38 protein-coding genes and 1 pseudogene are annotated in these 21468 nt (G+C 32.3%); 8 read left to right on the forward strand and 31 right to left on the reverse strand.

Annotated features, from left to right (window positions below; genetic code table 11):
- From ACJDU8_RS22440 to ACJDU8_RS22480, 9 genes and pseudogenes are all read right to left on the reverse strand, one after another.
- Positions 1 to 272 (reverse strand): hypothetical protein (locus ACJDU8_RS22440; RefSeq protein ID WP_406794412.1); only part of this gene is annotated, 272 nt, incomplete at its 3' end.
- Between the two features lie 142 nt (positions 273 to 414).
- Positions 415 to 621 (reverse strand): hypothetical protein, encoded by a 207-nt coding sequence (locus tag ACJDU8_RS22445; RefSeq protein WP_406794413.1) that lies wholly within the window; start codon positions 619 to 621, stop codon positions 415 to 417.
- Positions 618 to 956: pseudogene (locus tag ACJDU8_RS22450) on the reverse strand (phage terminase small subunit-related protein). Before ACJDU8_RS22450 ends, ACJDU8_RS22445 begins: the two are co-directional and overlap by 4 nt.
- Before the next feature lie 2 nt (positions 957 to 958).
- Positions 959 to 1099: a hypothetical protein gene (locus ACJDU8_RS22455; protein WP_406794414.1), complete on the reverse strand. Its 141-nt coding sequence runs from the start codon at positions 1097 to 1099 to the stop codon at positions 959 to 961.
- A 421-nt stretch (positions 1100 to 1520) separates the two neighbouring features.
- Complete coding sequence (locus tag ACJDU8_RS22460) at positions 1521 to 1739, reverse strand: hypothetical protein (RefSeq protein ID WP_406794415.1); 219 nt, start codon at positions 1737 to 1739, stop codon at positions 1521 to 1523.
- A gap of 988 nt (positions 1740 to 2727) precedes the next feature.
- Entirely contained in the window at positions 2728 to 3981 is a 1254-nt protein-coding gene (locus ACJDU8_RS22465; RefSeq protein WP_406794416.1) for a cell wall-binding repeat-containing protein, read from the reverse strand.
- A gap of 198 nt (positions 3982 to 4179) precedes the next feature.
- Positions 4180 to 4698 (reverse strand): hypothetical protein, encoded by a 519-nt coding sequence (locus ACJDU8_RS22470; RefSeq protein WP_406794417.1) that lies wholly within the window; start codon positions 4696 to 4698, stop codon positions 4180 to 4182.
- A gap of 28 nt (positions 4699 to 4726) precedes the next feature.
- Positions 4727 to 5167: an ASCH domain-containing protein gene (locus ACJDU8_RS22475; RefSeq protein ID WP_406794418.1), complete on the reverse strand. Its 441-nt coding sequence runs from the start codon at positions 5165 to 5167 to the stop codon at positions 4727 to 4729.
- A gap of 228 nt (positions 5168 to 5395) precedes the next feature.
- Positions 5396 to 5542 carry a hypothetical protein gene (locus ACJDU8_RS22480; protein WP_406794419.1) on the reverse strand — a complete coding sequence of 49 codons (147 nt, stop codon included), beginning with the start codon at positions 5540 to 5542 and terminating at the stop codon, positions 5396 to 5398.
- A 95-nt stretch (positions 5543 to 5637) separates the two neighbouring features.
- Here ACJDU8_RS22480 and ACJDU8_RS22485 point away from each other — a divergent pair, with 95 nt between their 5' ends.
- The gene (locus ACJDU8_RS22485) at positions 5638 to 5820 is read left to right on the forward strand and encodes a hypothetical protein (RefSeq protein WP_406794420.1); all 183 of its coding nucleotides are present in this window, start codon (positions 5638 to 5640) and stop codon (positions 5818 to 5820) included.
- An 87-nt stretch (positions 5821 to 5907) separates the two neighbouring features.
- Here the strand turns inward: ACJDU8_RS22485 and ACJDU8_RS22490 are convergent, their stop codons facing one another.
- From ACJDU8_RS22490 to ACJDU8_RS22585, 20 genes are all read right to left on the reverse strand, one after another.
- A complete protein-coding gene (locus ACJDU8_RS22490) occupies positions 5908 to 6300 on the reverse strand; it encodes a hypothetical protein (protein ID WP_406794421.1) in 393 nt (130 codons plus the stop codon).
- Positions 6301 to 6813 carry a hypothetical protein gene (locus tag ACJDU8_RS22495; RefSeq protein WP_406794422.1) on the reverse strand — a complete coding sequence of 171 codons (513 nt, stop codon included), beginning with the start codon at positions 6811 to 6813 and terminating at the stop codon, positions 6301 to 6303.
- Positions 6814 to 7153: 340 nt separating this feature from the next.
- The gene (locus tag ACJDU8_RS22500; RefSeq protein ID WP_406794423.1) at positions 7154 to 7372 is read right to left on the reverse strand and encodes a hypothetical protein; all 219 of its coding nucleotides are present in this window, start codon (positions 7370 to 7372) and stop codon (positions 7154 to 7156) included.
- The gene (locus tag ACJDU8_RS22505) at positions 7369 to 7740 is read right to left on the reverse strand and encodes a hypothetical protein (protein ID WP_406794424.1); all 372 of its coding nucleotides are present in this window, start codon (positions 7738 to 7740) and stop codon (positions 7369 to 7371) included. Before ACJDU8_RS22505 ends, ACJDU8_RS22500 begins: the two co-directional genes overlap by 4 nt.
- Positions 7741 to 7747: 7 nt before the next feature.
- Positions 7748 to 8542 carry an ATP-binding protein gene (locus ACJDU8_RS22510; protein WP_406794425.1) on the reverse strand — a complete coding sequence of 265 codons (795 nt, stop codon included), beginning with the start codon at positions 8540 to 8542 and terminating at the stop codon, positions 7748 to 7750.
- Positions 8478 to 9311 carry a DUF4373 domain-containing protein gene (locus tag ACJDU8_RS22515; protein WP_406794426.1) on the reverse strand — a complete coding sequence of 278 codons (834 nt, stop codon included), beginning with the start codon at positions 9309 to 9311 and terminating at the stop codon, positions 8478 to 8480. Before ACJDU8_RS22515 ends, ACJDU8_RS22510 begins: the two co-directional genes overlap by 65 nt.
- A gap of 32 nt (positions 9312 to 9343) precedes the next feature.
- A complete protein-coding gene (locus tag ACJDU8_RS22520) occupies positions 9344 to 10114 on the reverse strand; it encodes an MBL fold metallo-hydrolase (protein WP_406794427.1) in 771 nt (256 codons plus the stop codon).
- Complete coding sequence (locus ACJDU8_RS22525) at positions 10111 to 10359, reverse strand: hypothetical protein (protein WP_406794428.1); 249 nt, start codon at positions 10357 to 10359, stop codon at positions 10111 to 10113. The genes ACJDU8_RS22520 and ACJDU8_RS22525 overlap by 4 nt, the downstream gene beginning before the upstream one ends.
- Positions 10360 to 10370: 11 nt before the next feature.
- Positions 10371 to 11303 (reverse strand): recombinase RecT, encoded by a 933-nt coding sequence (locus tag ACJDU8_RS22530; RefSeq protein WP_406794429.1) that lies wholly within the window; start codon positions 11301 to 11303, stop codon positions 10371 to 10373.
- Between the two features lie 24 nt (positions 11304 to 11327).
- On the reverse strand, positions 11328 to 13313 hold the full coding sequence (locus tag ACJDU8_RS22535; protein ID WP_406794430.1) for a DUF2813 domain-containing protein: 1986 nt from the start codon (positions 13311 to 13313) through the stop codon (positions 11328 to 11330).
- Positions 13314 to 13476: 163 nt separating this feature from the next.
- A complete protein-coding gene (locus tag ACJDU8_RS22540; RefSeq protein ID WP_406794431.1) occupies positions 13477 to 13704 on the reverse strand; it encodes a hypothetical protein in 228 nt (75 codons plus the stop codon).
- Between the two features lie 14 nt (positions 13705 to 13718).
- Positions 13719 to 13883: a hypothetical protein gene (locus tag ACJDU8_RS22545; protein WP_406794432.1), complete on the reverse strand. Its 165-nt coding sequence runs from the start codon at positions 13881 to 13883 to the stop codon at positions 13719 to 13721.
- Positions 13884 to 14138 carry a hypothetical protein gene (locus tag ACJDU8_RS22550; RefSeq protein WP_406794433.1) on the reverse strand — a complete coding sequence of 85 codons (255 nt, stop codon included), beginning with the start codon at positions 14136 to 14138 and terminating at the stop codon, positions 13884 to 13886. It lies immediately after the preceding gene.
- Complete coding sequence (locus tag ACJDU8_RS22555) at positions 14135 to 14299, reverse strand: aspartyl-phosphate phosphatase Spo0E family protein (RefSeq protein WP_406794434.1); 165 nt, start codon at positions 14297 to 14299, stop codon at positions 14135 to 14137. Before ACJDU8_RS22555 ends, ACJDU8_RS22550 begins: the two co-directional genes overlap by 4 nt.
- Before the next feature lie 26 nt (positions 14300 to 14325).
- Complete coding sequence (locus ACJDU8_RS22560; protein ID WP_406794435.1) at positions 14326 to 14673, reverse strand: hypothetical protein; 348 nt, start codon at positions 14671 to 14673, stop codon at positions 14326 to 14328.
- A gap of 114 nt (positions 14674 to 14787) precedes the next feature.
- On the reverse strand, positions 14788 to 14916 hold the full coding sequence (locus tag ACJDU8_RS22565; RefSeq protein ID WP_406794436.1) for a hypothetical protein: 129 nt from the start codon (positions 14914 to 14916) through the stop codon (positions 14788 to 14790).
- Entirely contained in the window at positions 14903 to 15730 is an 828-nt protein-coding gene (locus ACJDU8_RS22570; RefSeq protein ID WP_406794437.1) for a phage antirepressor KilAC domain-containing protein, read from the reverse strand. The genes ACJDU8_RS22565 and ACJDU8_RS22570 overlap by 14 nt, the downstream gene beginning before the upstream one ends.
- Positions 15731 to 15852: 122 nt before the next feature.
- Entirely contained in the window at positions 15853 to 16368 is a 516-nt protein-coding gene (locus tag ACJDU8_RS22575; protein WP_406794438.1) for a helix-turn-helix domain-containing protein, read from the reverse strand.
- Between the two features lie 263 nt (positions 16369 to 16631).
- A complete protein-coding gene (locus tag ACJDU8_RS22580) occupies positions 16632 to 16811 on the reverse strand; it encodes a hypothetical protein (protein ID WP_406794439.1) in 180 nt (59 codons plus the stop codon).
- A gap of 78 nt (positions 16812 to 16889) precedes the next feature.
- Complete coding sequence (locus tag ACJDU8_RS22585; RefSeq protein ID WP_406794440.1) at positions 16890 to 17105, reverse strand: helix-turn-helix domain-containing protein; 216 nt, start codon at positions 17103 to 17105, stop codon at positions 16890 to 16892.
- 176 nt (positions 17106 to 17281) lie between these two features.
- Here ACJDU8_RS22585 and ACJDU8_RS22590 point away from each other — a divergent pair, with 176 nt between their 5' ends.
- Together ACJDU8_RS22590 and ACJDU8_RS22595 are read left to right on the forward strand one after the other, a co-directional pair.
- Entirely contained in the window at positions 17282 to 17593 is a 312-nt protein-coding gene (locus ACJDU8_RS22590; protein ID WP_406794441.1) for a helix-turn-helix domain-containing protein, read from the forward strand.
- A gap of 20 nt (positions 17594 to 17613) precedes the next feature.
- On the forward strand, positions 17614 to 17781 hold the full coding sequence (locus ACJDU8_RS22595) for a hypothetical protein (RefSeq protein WP_406794442.1): 168 nt from the start codon (positions 17614 to 17616) through the stop codon (positions 17779 to 17781).
- Between the two features lie 14 nt (positions 17782 to 17795).
- On the opposite strand, the gene ACJDU8_RS22600 is transcribed toward ACJDU8_RS22595, so the two are convergent.
- Entirely contained in the window at positions 17796 to 18038 is a 243-nt protein-coding gene (locus ACJDU8_RS22600; protein ID WP_406794443.1) for a helix-turn-helix transcriptional regulator, read from the reverse strand.
- Positions 18039 to 18188: 150 nt separating this feature from the next.
- On the opposite strand from ACJDU8_RS22600, the gene ACJDU8_RS22605 reads away from it, so the two are divergent.
- The 5 genes from ACJDU8_RS22605 to ACJDU8_RS22625 all read left to right on the forward strand — a co-directional run bounded on the left by ACJDU8_RS22605 (position 18189) and on the right by ACJDU8_RS22625 (position 20045).
- Complete coding sequence (locus ACJDU8_RS22605; protein WP_406794444.1) at positions 18189 to 18575, forward strand: helix-turn-helix domain-containing protein; 387 nt, start codon at positions 18189 to 18191, stop codon at positions 18573 to 18575.
- A gap of 28 nt (positions 18576 to 18603) precedes the next feature.
- Entirely contained in the window at positions 18604 to 19062 is a 459-nt protein-coding gene (locus ACJDU8_RS22610) for an ImmA/IrrE family metallo-endopeptidase (protein ID WP_406794445.1), read from the forward strand.
- Between the two features lie 82 nt (positions 19063 to 19144).
- The gene (locus ACJDU8_RS22615; RefSeq protein ID WP_406794446.1) at positions 19145 to 19366 is read left to right on the forward strand and encodes a hypothetical protein; all 222 of its coding nucleotides are present in this window, start codon (positions 19145 to 19147) and stop codon (positions 19364 to 19366) included.
- 84 nt (positions 19367 to 19450) lie between these two features.
- On the forward strand, positions 19451 to 19753 hold the full coding sequence (locus ACJDU8_RS22620) for a hypothetical protein (RefSeq protein ID WP_406794447.1): 303 nt from the start codon (positions 19451 to 19453) through the stop codon (positions 19751 to 19753).
- A 148-nt stretch (positions 19754 to 19901) separates the two neighbouring features.
- Positions 19902 to 20045 carry a hypothetical protein gene (locus ACJDU8_RS22625; RefSeq protein WP_406794448.1) on the forward strand — a complete coding sequence of 48 codons (144 nt, stop codon included), beginning with the start codon at positions 19902 to 19904 and terminating at the stop codon, positions 20043 to 20045.
- A 294-nt stretch (positions 20046 to 20339) separates the two neighbouring features.
- Here the strand turns inward: ACJDU8_RS22625 and ACJDU8_RS22630 are convergent, their stop codons facing one another.
- Positions 20340 to 21365, reverse strand: coding sequence for a hypothetical protein (locus ACJDU8_RS22630; RefSeq protein WP_406794449.1), 1026 nt, complete (start codon positions 21363 to 21365; stop codon positions 20340 to 20342).
- Positions 21366 to 21468 lie beyond the last annotated feature (103 nt).

Raw genomic sequence — 21468 nt, forward strand, 5'->3', positions numbered from 1 at the left:
CACATACCTTCTATACACTTATATGTTATAACTTCTCTTTCAACCTTACTAAGTGAATTTAAAGCTCTATCAGCCTGATCTAATTTTGTTTCCATAATTTTTATTCTATTATTCAATAAATTTAATTTGCCGTCTGTATGTTCTATTCTACAACCATCATTACTCAACGCCGTATATTCTTCTTTTAAGCTCTCAATACCTGCTTTTATACTCTTATACTTGCGCAACCATTTTTCAGCCTCCGATATCCTATCAAATTCTTTTTTATTCATGTCCATACCTCCCAGATAAAATAAAAAAGGCACCACTCCATTTATGGAATAGTACCTCCTTAATAGGTCAGTCCTACTTATAATTTCTCTTTATATTTATTCATTAAGTTAATATTCAAATCTCCATTTGTATGTTTTATGTTTATTTGGAACTCAATTCATATTCTTCCTCTGATTCATTAGTGGAAGTTTTCTCTGTACTTCTATCTTTTGTTTTGACCTTGGATTTTTTAAGTTCCTTAATCATTTCTGATTTTTCAGTAACATCCATAATCCTCTGTGACCTTGCTATGGCCGTATACTGGATTATTATATTTTCCCAGAGCATATCTAAAGGATCCTTTATCATAATATCTTGCACCACCTCCATTGTTTCAGGAGGAAAAATCTTAGAAAAAAACTATGGGATTCAGCGTTTTTATTCCATTTTGATACGCTGCTCACATGACCTTTTGAGTTCTTATTTTGTGGTTGGCCGCCCTTTTTACGTTTAGTTGCGCAACTATTCCCGTTTGATTGCGCAATTTTATTTTTATTGTCCCAATTATCCTGGGCTTTCCAATTTCTAACCTAACTTTCGGAAATATTTAAAATCTTCGCTATGTCCTTACATAGTAGTGTTTTACCCGATTCCATGTACATTTGCTTAGCTTTATCCCTATTGGGACTTCTCTGTCTCGACATCTCTACATTGTCACCACCCGCCTATTCGTTTTGTTTTGGAAATTAAACAAGGAGAGGCATTCCCCTCTCCTCGGTCCTGTTTTATCTTTATTTAATTTTTCATCTTGATTAAGCTTTTCTTTTATGATGTCTCTTATCTTCATCCCCCCTTTCTCACTTAACTTGTTATTTTATGCACTATTTTTACAAATTATCCGCAAGTTATACATATTATCCACAATATTCAAACAATTTGACTTTTTCCAACAAAAACAAGCACTCAATAATACTAAGTGCTTATTTCAATAATTATTTTAAAAGGAGTCTAATAATCTAACATGTCAACTTCTGGCAGTTGCATTTGAATTTAGAGTGCCCTGCAACTACAGACACTAGCTTAAATTTCCATTTGGAAAACTAAATTTATGAGCCATTTATTGATGTTACATTTATTATATACGATATTTGTTACAATCTAATGTCATATATAACAACTATTTGTAAACAATATAAAATTAATTACCCTAGATGACGTATGCCTACTTTCATGATGTATACATCCTTCTAAGGAGATAATTACTATTTTTAGTTAACACTTAAATGTCTAATGTATATGGAAAGTTGAAACTGTATATTTGTATATCCATCAAAGGTAATCATTTGAGGATCAGGTTTGGGTATTACTTTAACTTCACAATTTCTATTTAATTTTTTATGTTCCAGTTTTATTTCTTTTATTTTATCTTCTAGACATTCTAATTTATTTGCACTATAAACCATGGTAATATTCGGAAAATCATGCATCATACTCACCCCTTCGAATAGTTGTTCTTATTTTCTCTAAGTTTATTTCCTTAGGACACTTATAATCATATATGGTATTTATTACAGTTTAATGACATAATCATTAACTATTTGTAACAAATACCATTATTTTGTGAACAACATAAAAATAAGCACCTTGGATGGTAGATGCTTATCTCTTTATATTACCTTATGGTAATATGGGACCTATTAATAATTATTTTATATACTTATTCTTAAAATTTCCTTAAAAATGAAAAATAATTAACTCATATTTTACGATTTTCCGCATTGACAGCTCCATTTGACCCTGGAGCCACAGGTATATTGGAATATTTACCATGAATTGCTACCAGTGAGTTCCTAATGTTCTCACTATAACTATCATACTACATTTTGGCAATATTTTAGTTCCAACCTAATTCCATTTTAATTCCTACTTAATTCCTGAATAATTCCTAATATCCTTGAATTACAATTCTTTTTACAAGTTCTCCTTGTGAGTATTTGCCGGAAAGGTATTCCTGGACAACTTGTTCCTTTAGTTCTTTTGAATATTTTTTGTAAGTCTCCAACTCTTTTAGTCCACCTACTCCATACTTCTCATAGTTGTATCTCCATTTATAAAAGGCATAAACACTAATCCTATACTTAACATGGATTTCTTGTATTCACATACTCCTATTCCTATATTCCATTAAAATCTTGTATTTTTCCTCTACTGTATATTTAGTTCTTCTGAACATAAAGATACTCCCCTTTCTAGTAACAGATTTCTTATTTTTTAATCTGTCTACCTTAAGAGGAGCATATCATCTCTGAATAATACGGTATACGATATTTAAATAAATTATTTGTCCCTAATGCCAATATTAAAGCTATAGTATATAAAACTCTATCGTAATTCTAATAATTAATTTGTTACTATATTATCTTATTGACCAACAGTTAATGTAGCACTTCACTTGTTGAAACTCCTGTAATTGGGTCATTTATTAATCGGAGGATAATTTATCCTTATGGATTCACGAGCTACGACGTCTATTAGTGTGACAATGACTGTTTTATCAGTATCATAAGAGGAGTCAAATGTTATCGTACCGATTCCTGTTGATGGATCTAATGTTACTGATGAGCTAAAAGTTGCAACTCCAATTATCTCTGAAGTTGGAATTGATTTAGTAATATCTGCACCATTTTTATCTAATACTTCGTATTGAAAAGTAGCTGTATTCGTTCCTGTCTTCGTTAAATTAGTTGAAATAAACTTAATTTCATTCGCTTCTGAAGTAATAGATGAAGGCGTTGAAGCTGCGGATTTACCTATAAGCTCGTTAACAACCTCATCTGAGATTACTCCTGTACCACCTAATACATTAATGTTCGATATAGCACTAGAATTATTAGTAAAATACTCTTTTTCAGCACTTGGATTATTCCCAACCAAGACTAATGGATTAGAATTTTTGCCTGACAAAATAGAACCACTTAAAGCATCTGGAAAATTCTCACCGCTAGCTAAATACACTGTACTTAAATCCAAATCGCTCTTAAATTTATCTATAATATTCAAGTTTATTTGATATTTGTCGTCTCCTGTTATTAGCTCTACATTAGACAAACCTGTCAGTACTGTATTGTTCAATGATGTCCCTGAACCAATAAAATATGTTGTAGCCAATTTATGACTGTTAATATAATTTTTTACAACATCTGGAATTCCATTATGGTTAACTAATATGATAGGCATATTTCTTTTTATAGCTATAGGTGATATAGATAAGGCATCTGGAAAGCTCTCACCTGTAACTATTGCAATTTCATTAACGTTGTCCAGTTGTTCGGCTACTTTTATACATGTTTCATAACGGTCTTGTCCAGCTATTCTTGTTACTACTATGCCTGAAGAAGTCAACTGTTGATCAACTGCTGTCGAAACACTTCCTGTACCTCCTATAATAATAATATTTTTAATTTTTAGTTGTTGGATTGCATTTAATGTATCTGAAGGTATGGAATTAGTTTCAGTCAAAAGTATTGGAGCATTATATTTTTTAGCTAATGGTGCAGCACTTATAGCATCTGGAAAATTTTCTCCACTAGCTAAAATTGCATAATCCGATTGGGTCCACCCGCTTAAGGCAATTGCTGCAGAAGTTGCATATCTATCAGTGCCTGACAATCTTTTGACAGTTGGAGTACCATCTGCCGCCAAAACTGTAGCCGTGGAAAATAGTAGCAAGACTAATACCGTAAAAATAAATGATAGTCTAATCTTTTTTTATTCATATCAACACCTCTCCCTTAGGTACATTATACCATAATTGCTATCAGATGTTAATACTTTCACAATCTTCCTTAGTAACTATTGTCATAATAATAATTTAAATGTCATCGTTTGTATAACAAATAGTGATAGTTAGTTCGCAAATTTTTCATTCTAAGCACTAACCCACATATCCCAGTTAATTATATTTTTAATAAGCTTATGCCTCCTTTTAGTAACCGCACCCTGGGACATATTAAATTTCATTCCAACCTGCCAATCTGCCTTTTTATACTTGTATTTCTCTTTTAAAAATTCCTGGTCCTCAATCCTTAAATCCTTAATATTAGCCTCAATAACAGCATTGTCTGCTTCCATATTTCTAAGAACTTCTTCTATGTCTGCCACCTGTTCTCTCTTCCATGATTGTTCCTTAATTAATTTATCCGTTATACGCAGTAAAGTCCGCTCAGCATAACTTTCACCTGTAGGACTTGTCTGAACTCTTTCTTCATATACCATGGAACGTGATTCTTCGGGGAGGTCTACTGCAACATTCTTAAGCTTGTACTCTATTATATCTATCTGACTTTTTAAAACTTCCAACTTTTTATTCAGTACACTAATTTTCTTATCCTTGCTAAAATAGTTCCGGAGTTTTTCTTCCATATCAATGAATTTCATTTCATCCATTATTTCGATTCCTCCCCTTAAATCTTATTTAAGCTAAATCTTTATATTCCCACAAGCTTAATTGGCCTTTTGCAGGTATTAGTTCTTTCAACGGCTCTATGTTATCTAAAATCCATGCATATCTTTCTGGAGTATAATCTCCAAAACTATACTCATCACCTTGAATTACATTGCCATCTTTAAGTTTAGCTTTTCTTAGCCCTGGATCTGTCCCTAAATCTATTGCTATGCAATCGACTAAATCTACTTTTGCAATTATCACTCCAGTAGGAAAATTGCTCGTTGTATACCCATGCTTTTGCAATGCTCCTTTTATAAAATATTCATTACATGCTTCTTTATCAACACTCTTACCTGCATGTATAAACAATTCTCCACGATAATTAGTTCTCCATGACCTTGTCTCAATCTTCTTTTCACCAAGAGTTATGAGACTTGCCCAAGGTTGCCTGATAGTTAATACTTTCATATGCTCCCTCCAACTCCCAGTATTATAATTTAAAATCTGTACACCATATTCATATAAGGTTATATCAATATATTAAACTTAATAATATCGGACATTGTGCATAAACTAAAATACTATAATTAAATATATTCGATATTTCTCTTTATACCGGGGATGGATAATCCCCGGTGTTTAGTTTTATTGGAGAATCTTTGTATTGCGAAGAATAGTATCGTCCATGAGCAACACCTATAACTCTTTATTAGCCTCAACAATTTCTTGCTTTGCTTTTTCAGCATTCTCTCTTGTAACATCATCACCAAACTTTACAAAATGGCCCCGTTCATCAAATATCATTTCAACCTCGGTCCCATCGTTGCATTTCCAAAACCCCATATAGACCCATCCTTAACTTATGCCATAATATACGAATAACATTCCTTTAAATAGCGCAAGCTATAGAATAATTTAAAGTGTTAGGAGGTGTAATTATGATAAGTAATTCCACATTGAAACAGGAAATTGGGCAACAACTTCAGGTAGCAAATCAGCAGATTACCCTTTGCCAACAGAAGATCCAACAGGATAAAGATTGTCCACAAAAACAACTATTCTTACAGAATGCATTGGGCGCAGTAGCGAAAGCATGGGAAATTGTCGAATCCAGTAGGTAGTGTAAAGCCTCCCTAAGCAACAATGATTCTTACGAAGAGCTTTTGATGTTAATTCATCAAAGGCTCTTTGCTAATACTTACGATTTCCTATCTATCGAACATATTCATTTGGCCATCTTTAATTGGTACCTCTATAAAATCCCCATCACTATTTTTAATTAATTCTTTTTCTCCTTTGTATTCTCCATCAGTCTTATCTGTTTGCTTTAGTGTTGTGGTAATGGCATGTTTTATATCTAAACTCCTATATTCATATTCCTTGTTAATTAATCTGCCTTCCTTCATCACCACAAATTCTTTTGTGTTGCTTACTGTACCTAATGTTATCTTCAAGGTTATATCTCCACTTTGGAAATCTTTATTATCATAAACTTTGTCCATCACAGCCTTTATTCTTAAATCTAACTGATTAAGTATTTTCTTAAATATTGGACTACTGGTGTCAACATTATTAACACTATTTTTATCGTTATTTCCCACTTACTTTGCCCTCCTTTCCCCTGCTTGATCTTTAGGCAAATACAAATCATAATAAGTAACTCCCACCGCATAAGCCTGCCATATGTCCTTCTTAAATCCATAAAACCATCCTGGAGCCTTTTTCGTACCCTTACCATGATTCCGTACTCCATATGCAAATCTATCTACTAGAGCCTGCGTTATAGTGCTGTCATTGGCTCTTGCGGAATTACACAAATTAAACTTTTCATCTTTACGATATATGTAATTTGCATTCATATTGAATTGTTCTGCCATTTCAGTAAATCTTCCAATCCATACGCAAGTTTCAAATACCTCACGCCCCACAGCCATACCATAGCTGGCTACCATTTCTATTACTATTTTTAATTCATGTCCATATTTTCTAATGTTTCTTCTCAATTCCTGTCTGACATTTTCATTTACAAACTTTCCGAATTCTATGGGTTTTAAATTATAATCTATCACCACATATGCACTTTCTGTATTACCCGGATCTATTGCTAAAATCATGCCATCACCTTCTATTTATCAATTTTCTAGACCTCTTATGATGTCACGTAACACCATACTCATTTATTCAACCTCACTATAGCTTCCTGTAAAGCTTGTATAACTTTATCTATTCCTTCCGTAGATGCCTCACTTACAAGCCCTTACTTAATCTCTATATTTTCATCCAAATCATATTTAAGTCATTTTATTATTTCTTCAATATCCATATCTATCCTCCTAATGCACTAATGCCATAAAACTCACACACAGCCATTTTAAGACAGTTATATTTTTAAGACATGAATTTACTTGTACCATTTTCTTTGAAATTTGCTATGTTCTTGCTTAAATTCAGCTGTTATTTATATAATCCTTTAGGACTAAACTTATCTACATTGCATTCATCACAACTTTTAGCAGTACTTCTTACAACTTTCTTACTGCTTCTCCAGCAGTGCAAACACCTATCCTCCATCAATTTTTTTCCACACTTTGCACAAAAGTTACATGGCATTTTATTCTCTGTACCACAGTAAGAGCATTTAAACACTGTTGAATATTTAGATTTATAAATCATATTACCTCAGCCTCCCCTATACAGAACTTCACATACTCAAAACTTTGCCTATGGTTTTTTTCCCGAACTACCACAAGCCATTCTGTCTTATCAACCACAGTACCCTTTACAATCTTGTAGGGTCTTCTATTTTTCACCTTTATTTCAACAGCATGTCCTAACTTGAACTTCTTCCCCACATTTCTAACACATTGAGTTGAAATGAAAGTAGGATTAGATTCCCTTAGGTTTAATTTATTTGCCCTATCGGTTACTGCAGTAGTACTCATTTTTAGTGCTGCTGCCATGTCTACTATTGTCATGTCACCCCAGTTATTTATTAAAAAATCACTCTTTTCAAGGGTCCAATTAATCCTCATTCTGGCCATTTATATTTCACCCCCTGACAAACTTCCGCATCCTGTAATTATGCTCGGCACCTTTAAAAACTATTTTGTTATATCCACAAGGTTCAAGTATTCTCCTTGCCAGTGCTTCATCAAGTTCTACAAGAATACCCATTGTACATTCCGTACTTATCAGAGTTGGAAGCTTATTAAAATACCTGTAATTTATAATTGGCATTATGTGCTTTATATCAACATCGCTAAGTCCTAGTTTATTTCCGTACCTGTCTTTAATCAACTGGGCATTTTTAACCTTATCCTTGAACAAATCGTCTATGATTAACACTGAAGCCCTTTGATACCTGTTTGAAAGCCTTAGATAATATTCATCATCATTGACGTTTGCCTTGAGCTCCCTCATGGCTTCCAAGTATGGCATATAAATCACCTGTACAGGATTTTTCTGGTTTAAAAGTGCTGCACCTATGGCTATTGCTATATGGCTTTTTCCTGCCCCAGGCTGCCCAAACAAACCAAAGCTGTTTTCTTCGGTATCCCTGATACTTTCAAAGTTGCGTATATAGGCTTTAGCCATATACAGGGCTTTTTTTGTAACATCATCATAGCCCTTGTAATCATTCAGATTTTTTACCCTGGCAGGGTCTACTCCAAAGCTTTTCCAGAGTCTTTGGGCATATTCTTTTTCATAGCAGCTGCACCTTCTATACCCCGTTTCTGTCTTTACCCAACTAGTATCAAAACACAGAGGACAATTGTATTTAGCCTCCTTCAAACCTTGAGAAGTCATACGGACTTGAGCCAGTATCCTGTTCACTACTTCCATGTTTCTCACTCTTCCCTTCTGAAACCCAGTTTTTCAATATCTTCTCCATGTAGCCCTTAATAAAACTGTTTTTATTCTTCACCATTACATTCAACGCTTCCCTACACCAGTCATACCCATAATCGTTTATAAATATCTTTAAGCTAGCGATATGCTTTGTTATGCTCTCACCTGGTTTTAGTGTCTCGTAATATTTACAGAGTTCTAGTGCTTTTTCGGAGAGAGAGTTTCTGGTATCAGAAACCTTACTTTCTTCTCTCTCTTCTTTACTTTTCTTTACTTTACTTTCCTTTACTTTACTTTGGGGATTAATGTCTTCATAAACTGCCTCACTATTAGGGTTAATGTTAACAATAACTAGGTTTTTGTGTACATTAATAGTTTCATTGTCTAAAAGCAGGTATTCTTTGTATATTTTTACCTTTTGTCTTCTGCCTACTGCTTCTAAATATCTCTTCTGAATACCCCTTGAAGTAAGTACCTTATAACTTTCAAAGGCATTTTTATCGAATAACTCCCACTTAACACAATCATTAATGATTACATTAATTGAGTTAATGTCTACATTAATCCTTTTTGAAAAGAGTAATTGCTGTTTTTCTGTCCATTCATAAAAGTAACCATACTTATAAATCTTCATTAATAACTTAATTACTACACCAAAACCCACTAACCCGTGTTGTGCTTCTATAAGTGCAATTTTATCGTCTTGATCCATATCAACATCTAACGGAAAATATTCTAATCCTTCTTTTTGAGGTCTAGCCAATGTATACACCTTCTCCCATAGTCCAATGCTCCTTAAAATAAATCTATCTTCAACCCTTTATCTGCAATATAGGTAGGCTTTCCTGTAAGCCTTTCTATTTCTTCTTTAAATCTTTCTGTATTACTATTACTATCACTAAGATGTAAAAGCACGATATCCTTAACTTTAGTTAAATCAGTAGCTTTTAAAAATTCTTTCACATTCTCCAAACTGAAATGAGATTTGAAAAGTCTGTTTCTAAGAACAGGATGTATTAATCCTTTTTCAAAGTTTTCATTTACAATATCCATGCTGTAATTACACTCAATCATAATGTGATTAAGTCCTGTAAAGTTGTATTGACAGTAATAACTGTCTGTAATGAAGAGTAGTTTGCCCATATCTTTGTGCTGTATGAGGAATCCTAACGGCTCCTTACATGGTGTACCATCATTATTAAAATGTTCAGTTTCAAAAGGAAGTACAGTAAAATCCCCTGCAGTAAATTGACCTTCTGACTTTATTTCCATAAAATGCGAATACCAAAGGGCATTGGTTTTACGCTTTATACTGCCAAATACATGTTCAAATGTTCCAAAACTTGAATATACTCTTATTGTGTTTGATAAAAGATCTTCTATAGACTTACTGTGGTCTTTATGTTCATGGGTGACTAAGCACCCCACTACATTCATCAAATTAAAATCCAGTCCTTTTAAAATAGTTTTATAGGATAGTCCACAATCAAGTATCAAAGTTTCATCTTTATTCTGGAGTAGATAGCAGTTACCTGCTGATCCACTCCCTAATACTGTAAGTTTCATTTCAATGTAAAATCTCCTTCACCAAATATCTTTACTAAATCCTTAGGAAGAAAATTATTACCTAATGCAGCCATAAGTTCGTCCAAAGCTAATCCTTCGTCCATTTCTTCCTTGAGTTTGTGTCTATATTCTTTAGGAAGTATTCCGTAATTTGAAGAGAAAAATTTATTTATAATCGGATGGCTGACCGATATCAATACCTTAGGATTCTCCTTTATAGTTTTAATAAAAGTTTCGAAATTCATCCTTACGCCTCCTAGAATCCTGGTCCCTCTGTTTCAGTTTGTTCTGCTGAACTTAGAGTTTGTTTTTCTTCCACCTTCTCAGGCTCCACATCAATTACCTTCTGCTTTTCCGTTTTTTCTTCAGAAACCTTTATATCTATAGACTTTTTATTGGCTCTATCCTTTATCTCTTCCTTAACTTCATATTCAACATTACCTACCATACTTTCTTCATCATAGGTTTTGTCTGTATTATTAAAGGCTTCAACCAGAAGGTCACTATCATCAGAAGTATTTGCATACATTTTGCAAGCTCTGTTTACAACTGTTTTCTTTGCCATTTCATCTGTAAAATTATTATGTGCTGTAGATTTTCCACTTTTATATGCAATACCCTGTCCCCATGCCTTTTTTATCTGATTAATATTCATTACTTCTGTATGGATGGGACCATTTTCTCCTATTACTACCGCAAAGGCACCTTTGATCTTATTTATATCTATGTTTTCAAACTTAGGATTGAATTTACTGATCTTTAAAGTTGCTGTATCCAGATCATAGGTCTGCTCAAATTCATCACCCTCATATATGCAGTAAGATTTTATATCCTTGATACCTTTTAATCTTTTGGTAACTGCCACAGTTCCCATGTAACTTCTCATAAGCTGAAGCTGATTTCCATAAACTACGAAATAGCATTGCTTTTTAGCTGGCGTTAAACCCTGCAGACACATATCATATAGGGATCCTATAATTGAATTTTTAGTGCATACCTCAAGTGCCAGTTTATCGCTTTTGTCCTTAACTTCCTGGAGCTGAAGCCATGCATTGTTTAAGGCATTGGCAACTGAATAATTAGTTGGAAACATTATATCATTGTTTTTTCTAAGTTCACCTATTTTTTCTGTTATCTGATTTAAAGCCTCTTCCTTAGCTAATGTTATTGCAGTACTTTTACTTTCCATTTGTATCACTTCCCTTTTAATTTATTAGCTTGCTAGCTGTTTTTCTTCCGCAAGTTCACCATTTTCAATTCTTAAAGATTTATCTTTACTGCTTACAGCTAAATTCACTACCTGGCTTTCCACATCTATAAGCTTTGTGGTGCTTTCCCTGTTATCTATAAATATTGGTGCATTAATCCTATAGTGTCCAGACAAGGTGTTTATAATATCTATTCCTGCATTGATTCTGGCACCTGAATTTAAGTTTGTGGAAAATGGAATACCATCTACAAGAGATTCACAGCCCTCTTCAATTCCTCCGTTAACCAGGGTCTTAAAGAATCTGAACTTAACATACTTGAATTTAGAATTAATGCTTGATTCCATAAGTTCAACCTTGGTTTTTATAAATTCATTGCACAGGAACTCCTGTTTCTCCAAATCGGCAATCTGCTGGCTCAACTCTTTTTCCTTATTAAGAAGTTCTTTAATCCTAGCATTTGTCTTATCATTTATTTCCCTGTATCCCAGCTTGTAGTTCACCTCTTCAAGCTCTCTTTCTATACTTTCTTTTCTCTCTTTAAGTTCTCTTATCTGGACATCCGATTCTACTGGTTTTGACAGTTCCGTTTCAAGGGCTTCTACCTGCTTTAATATCTCCTGGTATTCCTTGTTGTCATCAAGATTTACCACCACTTTGAAATTATCCATTTCAGATTGAAACTTATCTTTTTGGCTGTTGAGTTTTCCCAAAGAATTATTAGCATTCTTCAACGCAGTTTCATTCTCCAATACTCTATTTTCATATCTTTTAAATTCCTCTGCTTTATTACTTCCCTTGTTACTTATATCTTTGAGAATTGCTGCTTTATTCTGGTTAAAATTTGCTTGTAGTTCCTGCCTATGGCTTTCAATGTCCTCTTCCTCAAAAGGTCTTTTGCATAAAGGACATATACGTGCATCCTCCGGAAGTTCAAATAACTTTTCATTTTCTTCATACCACTTGTTTCTTAAATCTTTAACCTCTACTTCTAAATTCCTAACTATTTTAAGGTTGTTGTTTCTTTCAGTTTCAAGGGACCTTATATCAAACTTAAGTTCAGCTATTTCTCCATTTAAGCCGGTTATTCCCTGGGCTATTTTATCCTTGCCACTTTCAGCTTTTGAAATTTCTTTATATTCAATATCCTTAAGCCCAGATTTAAGTCCATAAAGTTTGTCTTTTTTTATGAATAGTTCATCATCCATCTTTGTTTTATCAAGGAGCTTTTCTTCCACACTCTTTATACCTGCAACTATTCCGCGTTTTCTAAATTCCAAGGCATTAAAATCAATATCCTCTTTTATTGTTTTTCTAAGCTCATCAACCCTTGGAGATATTGATTCCTTATCCTTTACGAGCTTTTTTCTTGATGCACTTATGCTTTTTTTAAGTTCCTCTATATCCTTGTTTACAAGAAGTTCTTCCAGGGGTTTGAATTTTTCCTTTGAATCAATAACATTTTGGTCCGTAATTTCGTCTATCATTTCCATAAGTATCTTTTTTCTTTCCTGCCATGTCATTTTAGTTGAGAAATGCATTGGATTTGCCAGGAGCTTAAATATATCCTCCTGGATAACTTCATTTATTTTTTTCTTGTACTCATTCTCTTTCTTAGGTACATCATCAATATAATAAGAAGCAGTGGCACCCTTACATTCTGATTTAGTTTTTCCTTTTGGTGTGACCCACTTTTCTTTCAGTAGCTTCCTTAATACTGTGTTTACACCATTTATCTCAAGTACTGCCTCAACTTCCGTATCAAGCATATGAACTATTTTATTATTCTCATCAAGTGGCTGTACATCAAATTTGCTTATATCCTGGCTGTCCTTGTTAAATAGCAACCATGTAAAGGCGTCAAATATTGTGGTCTTTCCTGTGGCATTGTCACCGTAGATGTTTGTTATTTTGTTAAAGTTTATATCAAGCTCTTTTATTCCTTTGAAACTTCTAAGATGTAGTTCTTTTAAAACTATTGTTTTGCTCATGCTCTCCCTCCTCGATAACCTTATTTATTTTTTCTATAAATGTGATAAATATTATTCCCATAAACACTGATGCTACATAGTATATACAGAAATCAAATATCATGTTCTCTCCTTAATATTTGATTTTTCCCCCATTCCAGTGTAGAATGGGGATAACGAATTTTTATTTTTGGACCCTCTGCAAAGGGTTCTTTTTTATCTGTAATAAACTTCTTACTTGTTTATCTGTGGCCGTAGTAATATCCTGGCATACAGTTCGTCCAGTTTCCACATCATAGAGCTGTTCACCATCAATATCATATTTAACTCTATCTACAGCTTTTTTGTAACCATAGCCTTCATCCAAAACAAGCTGCTCTACCTTATCTATTTTCTTTGTAAGTGAATCCATCTTTTCTACCTCTCCTAATCGTTATACTTAAACCTGCAATACCTATTCAACTGGTTATACATACTTTCCCAGTGTTTTGCCTGTTCTACACAAACTTCCATAAGCTGTATACCTTCTTTTAAAAGTTCCCTGAGCTTCTTGTTTTCCCTTTGCAACTCCACAAACTCTTTGCCTCTCATTCATTTACCTTCTTTCAACTTTAGATTTTTCAAATACTCCATAAACCCCGGCATTGTACCAACAAAATCAAATGCAATATGTTTCTTTGGAGTATCTTCCTCAATAACTGCTTCTTCGTCTATATCTTGGATATGTCTCTTCAAATCAATTAAATCATTAACCATATCTAGATATATATTTTTTTCTACTAGAGTCTTAGTTTTACTAACCTTCCTTTGATACTGGTCTATTAAGCACTGTAAGTACCCATTCATTCTTTCTTCTCCTCCTTCATTTTTTTAGCTATAAGCTCGTCTAATTCTTCACTAACCTGCAAAGTTCTTTTATCCTGTTCACCATACAAAGTAATATATTGATGCAACTTTTCTCTGACAGCTTCTATCTCCTTATCTATATTCTTATTACCTTCATTCAATTTTCTACTTCCTCCTTCACCTATAATTAAGCGTATCCTTTAGTTTTGCCATGTTCTGTCCATCGCCCCTGTTCGTAGTTGCTACACTGATATATTGTTCCTCTTAGTGGTGTCTCCTCCCAAACATATATGGTCCCTGTATAACCTTTTTCTAAGAGTTGTTTATATATTTCTCCTAGAGTTATATATCTTTCTCCATACTTCTTATAGTTTTCTTCATGCCATTTCAATGTATTATTATCAATAGCTTTATTGGCAATTCCTTCACCACCAATAATTATCATTACAAAATACTGTCCTTCATGAACTTTCGTGCTATCTATGTCTCTCGGCACTTCCTCCTGCCTTTTGCACAGTTTTCTTGGGTTGTTCATTTGGTTACCCCTCCTCCATCTCCTCATATTCATCAATTTCTACTTCTCCATAACTTCCATCCTTATCCTTAACGACACGCTTGATACTACACCCCTGCTCTTTTAATGTAAAAATTACACCGTCCAAATATCTTTCTTTTTTGCCTTATCTAAGATTTTGTCTATGTCAGGAGCATCACTTTCAAATATAATCTCATGCTTAAATGCCCCTTCTTCACAAACGTTTATCTTATATTTTTTCATTTATACAGCACCACTTTTCTAATTTAATTTCCTGTAATTCCTTAAACTTATTCACAAAATGAACTTGTCCCTTTCCTGTTACCTTTGGAGTGCTTGATATACTTACATGCCCGTCTGAATGACCTATTGAAGTTTCCTTTATGGTGAATAGTCCTAACTCCATAGATTTCTGCGTAGGCATGTTATAATCAGTTCCCTTCCTACTAATCAGATACCCATTCTTACGAAGCCATTCAAACAACCTATTCTGCCCAATGTCAATTCCATTTTGCTTTAGAATTTTTGCAAGTTGCCCGATTAGGATTGATGTAGTAGAAGCCTCTACACTTTCTGCAAATAAAACTTTAGGTTTCTGTTCTTCAAGTTTATTGCTAAGATTTATAACTGTATTTTTATATTCAAGTATTTTCATATCAGCCATCTTTAATGCTCTTGCCATTACTGATTCTGGACTATTCCATGCTTTCTCAACTTCTATAAAATACTGCCTGGCTTGTTTACTTAATTTCTTGGTTTCCTCATTTGTTCGTGGAGCTACGCCTGCTATCATACAAATTTCTTTTGCAGTATCTAAAGTTAAGATATATTCAATAGATGTCTTTTTCCCACTTACCTGCTCCCGTTTAAAAGGGAATTTAGTAAAATGAACATTTTCGGCGCTTTCTGTGACCCCTAATTGCTTTTTAATCCAGTCTGAAAAATCTTGATGAACTTTCAAAAACTCATGAAGTTCTCTTGCATTAACTAGCTGACTCCCACGCTTACTTTCGTAAATCGGTATCAAGCTATCTCGAATTTTTGTTAAGTTACTCAATGTTTATTCCTCCTCTCTTTTTTATTTTTAGTAGTAATAATTTTTAATCTTCAGTATAGAATATATTGGGAAAGTATTTGTATTTATCTGCAAAATGATTTTTTACATAAGATTGAATATTCCTATCTTTTAATGTATCCCTTGTTAATCATTTTTTCTTTCTGTACCTTAAACATTTCCCGAATGTCTAAATTGAACGCTTTACACATTACTGCTATATAGATTGCACTGGCATTGTATACATCTATAGTTTCCTGTATACTTTGGACTATATCTTCTATATCTTTTCTACTGCATGTTTTAGGATTCTTATATGTTTTAATGACTGTTATGGCTTGTACTGCTTCATCAAGTTCTTCTAAGACCTTTTCCCTCACTGCTGCCCTATGTAAATCTGCAGCCTCTCCATCTAACCAATTAAGCCTAAAGACATCCTCTGTTACCTCACTTGCTGCTTGAAAATATATTCGAGGGTCATCTAATTTTTTACATATAGTTTTTAGATTATCTCTTGTAAGACTTCTTCTACCTGTTTCTATAGCAGAGATTGTCTTATTTGATAAAAAACTTATCTGTCCTAGCTCTTCTTGTGTCATCCCCCTTTCTTCTCTAGCTTCTTTTATTGCAACTCCTATCATTCTGTCACCTCCCCTCGCTGTAGAGTTTTAGATAGATATTTTTATGAATGTAGATTTTACCATATTTATATCTACCTTAAGTTTTGATATATTTAAGTTGTTACACTATGGGCTTTGTTTATACTACTTATCTTTGAATTATTGGTTGTTCTACTTAATTCTTGGAATGGTGTACATGTTTAACTTTATGTTTTCGCTATATACCATAAGTAAGGGTATTTAAGCTTTAGTTAATCTGCTTGTTATCCCTAGTAGATGAATTTTTAACTAGCTGCTGTTTGTTCTTTCTTTATTACTTTTATAAGTTCATCTATCTGGTCAGGAGGTAGTTTATATTCACTTACTAATGCCCTAACAAAAGATCTTGCTTTCCTTGTTTCTAGTTCATCAAGTATTTTAGGATCTTCTGGATAGTGGACTCTTACGTTTATTGGTTTTTGCAAAATAACACCTCCCCGGGTATTTTTGAGCATATTTAGCTACAGTATTATATGCAGTTTTAATTATTGTGTGAGTTGTGTTTATTGCACAATCTCCTTTGCTTCCTCTAGCTCTAGTAGTTTACTTATTGGCACCCGTAAAGCTTTGGATATTAAAATTAATTCTTCACTAGACACTTTTCTCAATCCATTTTCTATTTTGGATATTTGAGATTGTCTCATGTTAGTTTTAATTGATAACTCCATTTGAGAGATACCTTTTTGACATCTTAGTGATTTAATATTTTTACTAATCACTTCTGCACCTCCTTGCTATAATTAAATTCTATTCGTTTTTAGAATAATATTCAAATCAATATTTATTCATAAACAGAATAAACAACTGAGATATCTTCTATTTTCTTGATTTATCTTAGAATTTCATATAATATTAAAATATATAAATATTCGATTTTAGAATAAAAGGTGATATTATGAATGTTGGAAACAGGATAAAAACTTTACGAGAAAAATTAGGTTTATCAAATAGTAAATTAGCAACGTTAGCAGGACTATCCCAACCTGTTATGAATAGATTAGAAAACAATGAGCGTTCAGCTGATATTGAAACTTTAGAAAAAATATGTTCAGCTTTAAATATAACCTTAGTTGATTTTCTGAAAGATTCCGATAACTGCGAACCCTTAATTTTGACCCCTGAACTCAAAGATTTAATAAACGGAGCCAAATCACTTAATACAGAGCAACTTCAAAAACTTAATGAGTTTATAAAAACTATAAAATAAATTGATAGGATATGATTTTCATGGATAAAGAAACCTTATCTGCTATTAAACAATTGTTAAAAGAAGAACTATCTCCAATAAAACCTCAACTTGATGGACTTCAATCTCAAACATCTGAAAACACCCAAAGCCTTAAAGCTCTTGAATATAGAGTAGATATCATAAAAACGAGCAGGAAAATATTTTGAATTTGTTTTGTTATCTATTTGGCAACTTTATCATCAAAAAAAATATTATCAAAGAAAATACATGTAGGATTTTTGTTGAAGATTTTGCTGATTTTATACATTTCAGTCTCTGAAAAATCAGCATATCCATTTTCTTTTCTATTATAAGTAGATTCTGCTATACCAAGTTTTTGGGCTATATCAGATTGTTTTAAATTATGCTCTCCCCTTAGTCCTTTCAGTTTAAAATTAGTTCTCTTCTTTTCCAATATTCTCACCTCATCTCCTTTAGTTGTCCGTTTGGTAACTTCATTTTATTATACATTTGGTAACTTGTCAATGATTTCTAATAAAAATATTCTATTTTTGGCAATTTAGTTGTTGTTTTTGGCAACTAAATGCTATTATATTTCTAACGAGGTGTTATTATGGCAACTTTTAATGAAAGAATGAAAGAACTTAGAAAAGAAAAAAATATAACTCTACAAGAACTTGCAAATGTTTTAAACACAACTAAATCAACATTATCAAGATATGAAAATAATTTAAGGATACCGAATGCTGATTTTATAAACCTATTAGCTAAATACTTTAATGTTACTGTAGACTATTTATTAGGTAATTCAGATAACAGAACTAATCCTAATCCTAAAGAAGACACACCATATGAAAAAATATCAAAATTAGTAAAAGAAAATGAGATAAAAACATTAGCAGCGCATTTTGACGGTGAAGATATAACGGATGATGATGTTGAGGATATAAAAAATTTTATAGAATTTGTTATTCAAAAAAGAAAGAAAAAAGATAAATAGTTTATTTTTGATATAGGGGGGAAATCCTATGACATATGATGAACTTCTTGAAGAAATAGAATTACACGGTATAGATGTTGTCGAAATGGATATTGGAAAACATAAAGGATTATATGCAGATAACATCATAGCATTATCAAAAAACATAAAAACTTTTAAAGAAAAAACATGTATTCTTGCTGAAGAATTAGGACACCATCTCAAAACTCATGGAGAAATAATAGGTAACAAAAGTATAAGTAAAGTAAAGCAAGAAAGAATAGCCAGAAATTGGGGATATGAAAAGCTAGTTGGAATAATAGATTTAGTAAATGCCTTTAATGCTGGTGTTCATGGTAGATATGAGATAGCACAATATTTAAATGTAACGGAAGAATTCTTACAAGCAGCCATTGAATATTACAAGCAAAAATACGGTACATACTTTGAAATAGATACATATGTGATTTACTTTGAACCACATTTAGGAATTATGAAAAAATTTTAAGGACTAAATTAAAAGTCATATTAGCTCTATAATATTCCTAAATAACTAGCTGAATATAAATTAAATAAAAGGAGTGTTAATTTTGATTAATGAATTTAATTATGAAAAAAGTGATGATGAGGAAATTGATGATGCCATTCAATTAGTAAACGCAGCAGCAGAAAACTATAAAAATGATAATGAAATTTTTGACTTTGAATGTCCAATATGCAAAGGCCAAGCTAAATCAATATTATATATGTTTCATGGCTCCCTACACGGAGCAGTTGAATGCACAAAATGTGGTGCTCAAATTCATATATAAACTTTAGCAACTCGGTACATATCTGTGTACTATATATTTTTTAATTTTCAGCCGAACATAGGTTCTAGTATAAGGAGGAATTTTATGAAAAAAGTAAAAAACATAACTAAAAAATGCAAGGATGCTTCAGAAATGGTAAATATGGATAATCTATATAAGAAATTAAAAGCTTATGAACTTGATGGTTGTGAAATATTCTATTGTATTACTCATGATGATAAACTACATTTAAGTGGATCTTGTAAAAATGGTTTACCATCAACAGACATAATGGTAGAAGCCTTCAGACAGTTAACAAATAAAGATATTTCTAATTTTGATATTATGTGCTCTGAAAAAGTTTTATATTTCATGGAAAAGGATTCTCACGTTTTAGATCGTCTTTAAGGAAGGTTTCGAGTTGTCAATAATTGAATGAGCCTATAAAAATCTCATGTACATTTTCCCAACTTTTTATATTATTATAAATCATTAAAAAGGATACAATATTACATATACTAATATATTTATACTTATGGGAAGGGAATGATAAATTATGAGAAAGTTAACCGAAAGAACATATAATGGTAGAAAACAATTTATCAAGGCATCTAAAAAGCTATCTAAGAAAGGTTTTACGGTTTTAAATGTATGTGAAGAAAACGGAAAGTATGCAGTAGAATATCAAACTAGACCTTAATGAAAAGCTCTTAATACTTCTTACTTAATAATTGTATCTTTAAAATAAAAAATGTAATTAAAGCAATAGGATAATAGACCTATTGCTTCTTATTTTAAACCTATCCTAAGATAACATTCAGAACTCAATTTTTTATAACTTCTCATCATATGAATAATGGGAACCAATCAAAACTATAATATCAAATGTTTATTTACTGCATTGATCAGTTTTATTTATATAGCATTATATCAGTTTTTGAACTACGCCACTTATTGTTTTGCTAATTCCCTGTGGTTACAAATACTTTTTATATTACTCATAAAGCTTTTCCAACTGATTTAACAGATGCCTTTGTGTTTGGCAAACACCCATGCTCTTCCATTCTAAATATAACTCTGGGCTAAATACCATCTTACTTTTAAAAAAGTAAATTTTAAAAGATTCAAATGCTATTTTTGAATTATCGTCAAATTTTAATTCTGCCATATTTATTATACACATTATAATATCGTCCTTTATAAATAGAATTGCGTCACAACGTGGAATTAATTTAACAACTAAATCTGTTTTCTTTCCTTCTCGTTTAAAAGATAATTTTTTCAAGGAATGTATGCTATCATCCGTATCCAATTCAACTTTATCTACTGACTCAGCAAAGACCTCTTCAAAATAATCAAAAACTCCATCAATCTGATATTCCCAAGATGCCCACCACGTTTCTTCAAGCCCTTTGCTCGCTAAATTTATAACTCTATCAATTTCTTCTAATACATTGCCTTCAAAATATCTCTCTGATTTTCTAATTGTTTTGCTATAAAAACCCTTGACTAACCCGAGGCTATCATTGATTACAATTAATATTTTATACCATCCAAAGTCATCCCAATACCCAAGATGAGTCATTGCATTTCTCATTTTTCCAAGTGATACCAATACTTCATAATCTCTATCTGATAACTCTTCTTTAAATATAGATTTCAAAATTTCTATACTCTTTTTGTATTCAATAGTTTTATATGTTGTATCTTCCACCATACCCGCTATCCAATAATCCATATGAGAGTCCTCGTTGTTTTTTACATACTTCTCATGTAAAAGCCTCGCAATGAAATCATCAGATACATCAACTGTAAAAATTAACAATTTATTTATATCATACAATATTTTTTTCGTAAACAACTCTAACGCATTATGAAATGCCATTGTAGAAAATTTTAATTCACTAAAATGTTCATCAATACCTAAACCCATATCATCAATATTTTCTAAAAATTTTTTATAATGAATTAACCCAAACCATAACGAATCAATTCCATTATTCATTATATGAAACTGCATTGTTTACCTCCTACTAAAAGCCTTGTTGGTACTATGTCAAGAAAAAGTACAAATTAAAATGAGAAAATCCCAAGATATTCCCATATTTTAACTTGCCGTGGAC

The organism is Candidatus Clostridium eludens, assembly GCF_045310515.1.
Lineage (GTDB): Bacteria > Bacillota > Clostridia > Clostridiales > Clostridiaceae > Clostridium_B > Clostridium_B eludens.

Coding starts and splice junctions, on each gene's coding strand:
- ACJDU8_RS22480 (WP_406794419.1), bottom strand. CDS start 5,542: ATGGGGTTTTGGAAATGCAACGATGGGACCGAGGTTGAAATGATATTT.
- ACJDU8_RS22605 (WP_406794444.1), top strand. CDS start 18,189: ATGGCAACTTTTAATGAAAGAATGAAAGAACTTAGAAAAGAAAAAAAT.
- ACJDU8_RS22520 (WP_406794427.1), bottom strand. CDS start 10,114: ATGAAACTTACAGTATTAGGGAGTGGATCAGCAGGTAACTGCTATCTA.
- ACJDU8_RS22455 (WP_406794414.1), bottom strand. CDS start 1,099: ATGAAGATAAGAGACATCATAAAAGAAAAGCTTAATCAAGATGAAAAA.
- ACJDU8_RS22505 (WP_406794424.1), bottom strand. CDS start 7,740: ATGGCCAGAATGAGGATTAATTGGACCCTTGAAAAGAGTGATTTTTTA.
- ACJDU8_RS22525 (WP_406794428.1), bottom strand. CDS start 10,359: ATGAATTTCGAAACTTTTATTAAAACTATAAAGGAGAATCCTAAGGTA.
- ACJDU8_RS22625 (WP_406794448.1), top strand. CDS start 19,902: ATGAGAAAGTTAACCGAAAGAACATATAATGGTAGAAAACAATTTATC.
- ACJDU8_RS22560 (WP_406794435.1), bottom strand. CDS start 14,673: ATGAACAACCCAAGAAAACTGTGCAAAAGGCAGGAGGAAGTGCCGAGA.
- ACJDU8_RS22535 (WP_406794430.1), bottom strand. CDS start 13,313: ATGAGCAAAACAATAGTTTTAAAAGAACTACATCTTAGAAGTTTCAAA.
- ACJDU8_RS22630 (WP_406794449.1), bottom strand. CDS start 21,365: ATGCAGTTTCATATAATGAATAATGGAATTGATTCGTTATGGTTTGGG.
- ACJDU8_RS22470 (WP_406794417.1), bottom strand. CDS start 4,698: ATGGATGAAATGAAATTCATTGATATGGAAGAAAAACTCCGGAACTAT.
- ACJDU8_RS22550 (WP_406794433.1), bottom strand. CDS start 14,138: ATGAATGGGTACTTACAGTGCTTAATAGACCAGTATCAAAGGAAGGTT.
- ACJDU8_RS22565 (WP_406794436.1), bottom strand. CDS start 14,916: ATGAAAAAATATAAGATAAACGTTTGTGAAGAAGGGGCATTTAAGCAT.
- ACJDU8_RS22510 (WP_406794425.1), bottom strand. CDS start 8,542: ATGGAAGTAGTGAACAGGATACTGGCTCAAGTCCGTATGACTTCTCAA.
- ACJDU8_RS22620 (WP_406794447.1), top strand. CDS start 19,451: ATGAAAAAAGTAAAAAACATAACTAAAAAATGCAAGGATGCTTCAGAA.
- ACJDU8_RS22495 (WP_406794422.1), bottom strand. CDS start 6,813: ATGATTTTAGCAATAGATCCGGGTAATACAGAAAGTGCATATGTGGTG.
- ACJDU8_RS22610 (WP_406794445.1), top strand. CDS start 18,604: ATGACATATGATGAACTTCTTGAAGAAATAGAATTACACGGTATAGAT.
- ACJDU8_RS22475 (WP_406794418.1), bottom strand. CDS start 5,167: ATGAAAGTATTAACTATCAGGCAACCTTGGGCAAGTCTCATAACTCTT.
- ACJDU8_RS22500 (WP_406794423.1), bottom strand. CDS start 7,372: ATGATTTATAAATCTAAATATTCAACAGTGTTTAAATGCTCTTACTGT.
- ACJDU8_RS22595 (WP_406794442.1), top strand. CDS start 17,614: ATGGATAAAGAAACCTTATCTGCTATTAAACAATTGTTAAAAGAAGAA.
- ACJDU8_RS22485 (WP_406794420.1), top strand. CDS start 5,638: ATGATAAGTAATTCCACATTGAAACAGGAAATTGGGCAACAACTTCAG.
- ACJDU8_RS22445 (WP_406794413.1), bottom strand. CDS start 621: ATGATAAAGGATCCTTTAGATATGCTCTGGGAAAATATAATAATCCAG.
- ACJDU8_RS22540 (WP_406794431.1), bottom strand. CDS start 13,704: ATGGATTCACTTACAAAGAAAATAGATAAGGTAGAGCAGCTTGTTTTG.
- ACJDU8_RS22545 (WP_406794432.1), bottom strand. CDS start 13,883: ATGAGAGGCAAAGAGTTTGTGGAGTTGCAAAGGGAAAACAAGAAGCTC.
- ACJDU8_RS22460 (WP_406794415.1), bottom strand. CDS start 1,739: ATGCATGATTTTCCGAATATTACCATGGTTTATAGTGCAAATAAATTA.
- ACJDU8_RS22530 (WP_406794429.1), bottom strand. CDS start 11,303: ATGGAAAGTAAAAGTACTGCAATAACATTAGCTAAGGAAGAGGCTTTA.
- ACJDU8_RS22575 (WP_406794438.1), bottom strand. CDS start 16,368: ATGATAGGAGTTGCAATAAAAGAAGCTAGAGAAGAAAGGGGGATGACA.
- ACJDU8_RS22590 (WP_406794441.1), top strand. CDS start 17,282: ATGAATGTTGGAAACAGGATAAAAACTTTACGAGAAAAATTAGGTTTA.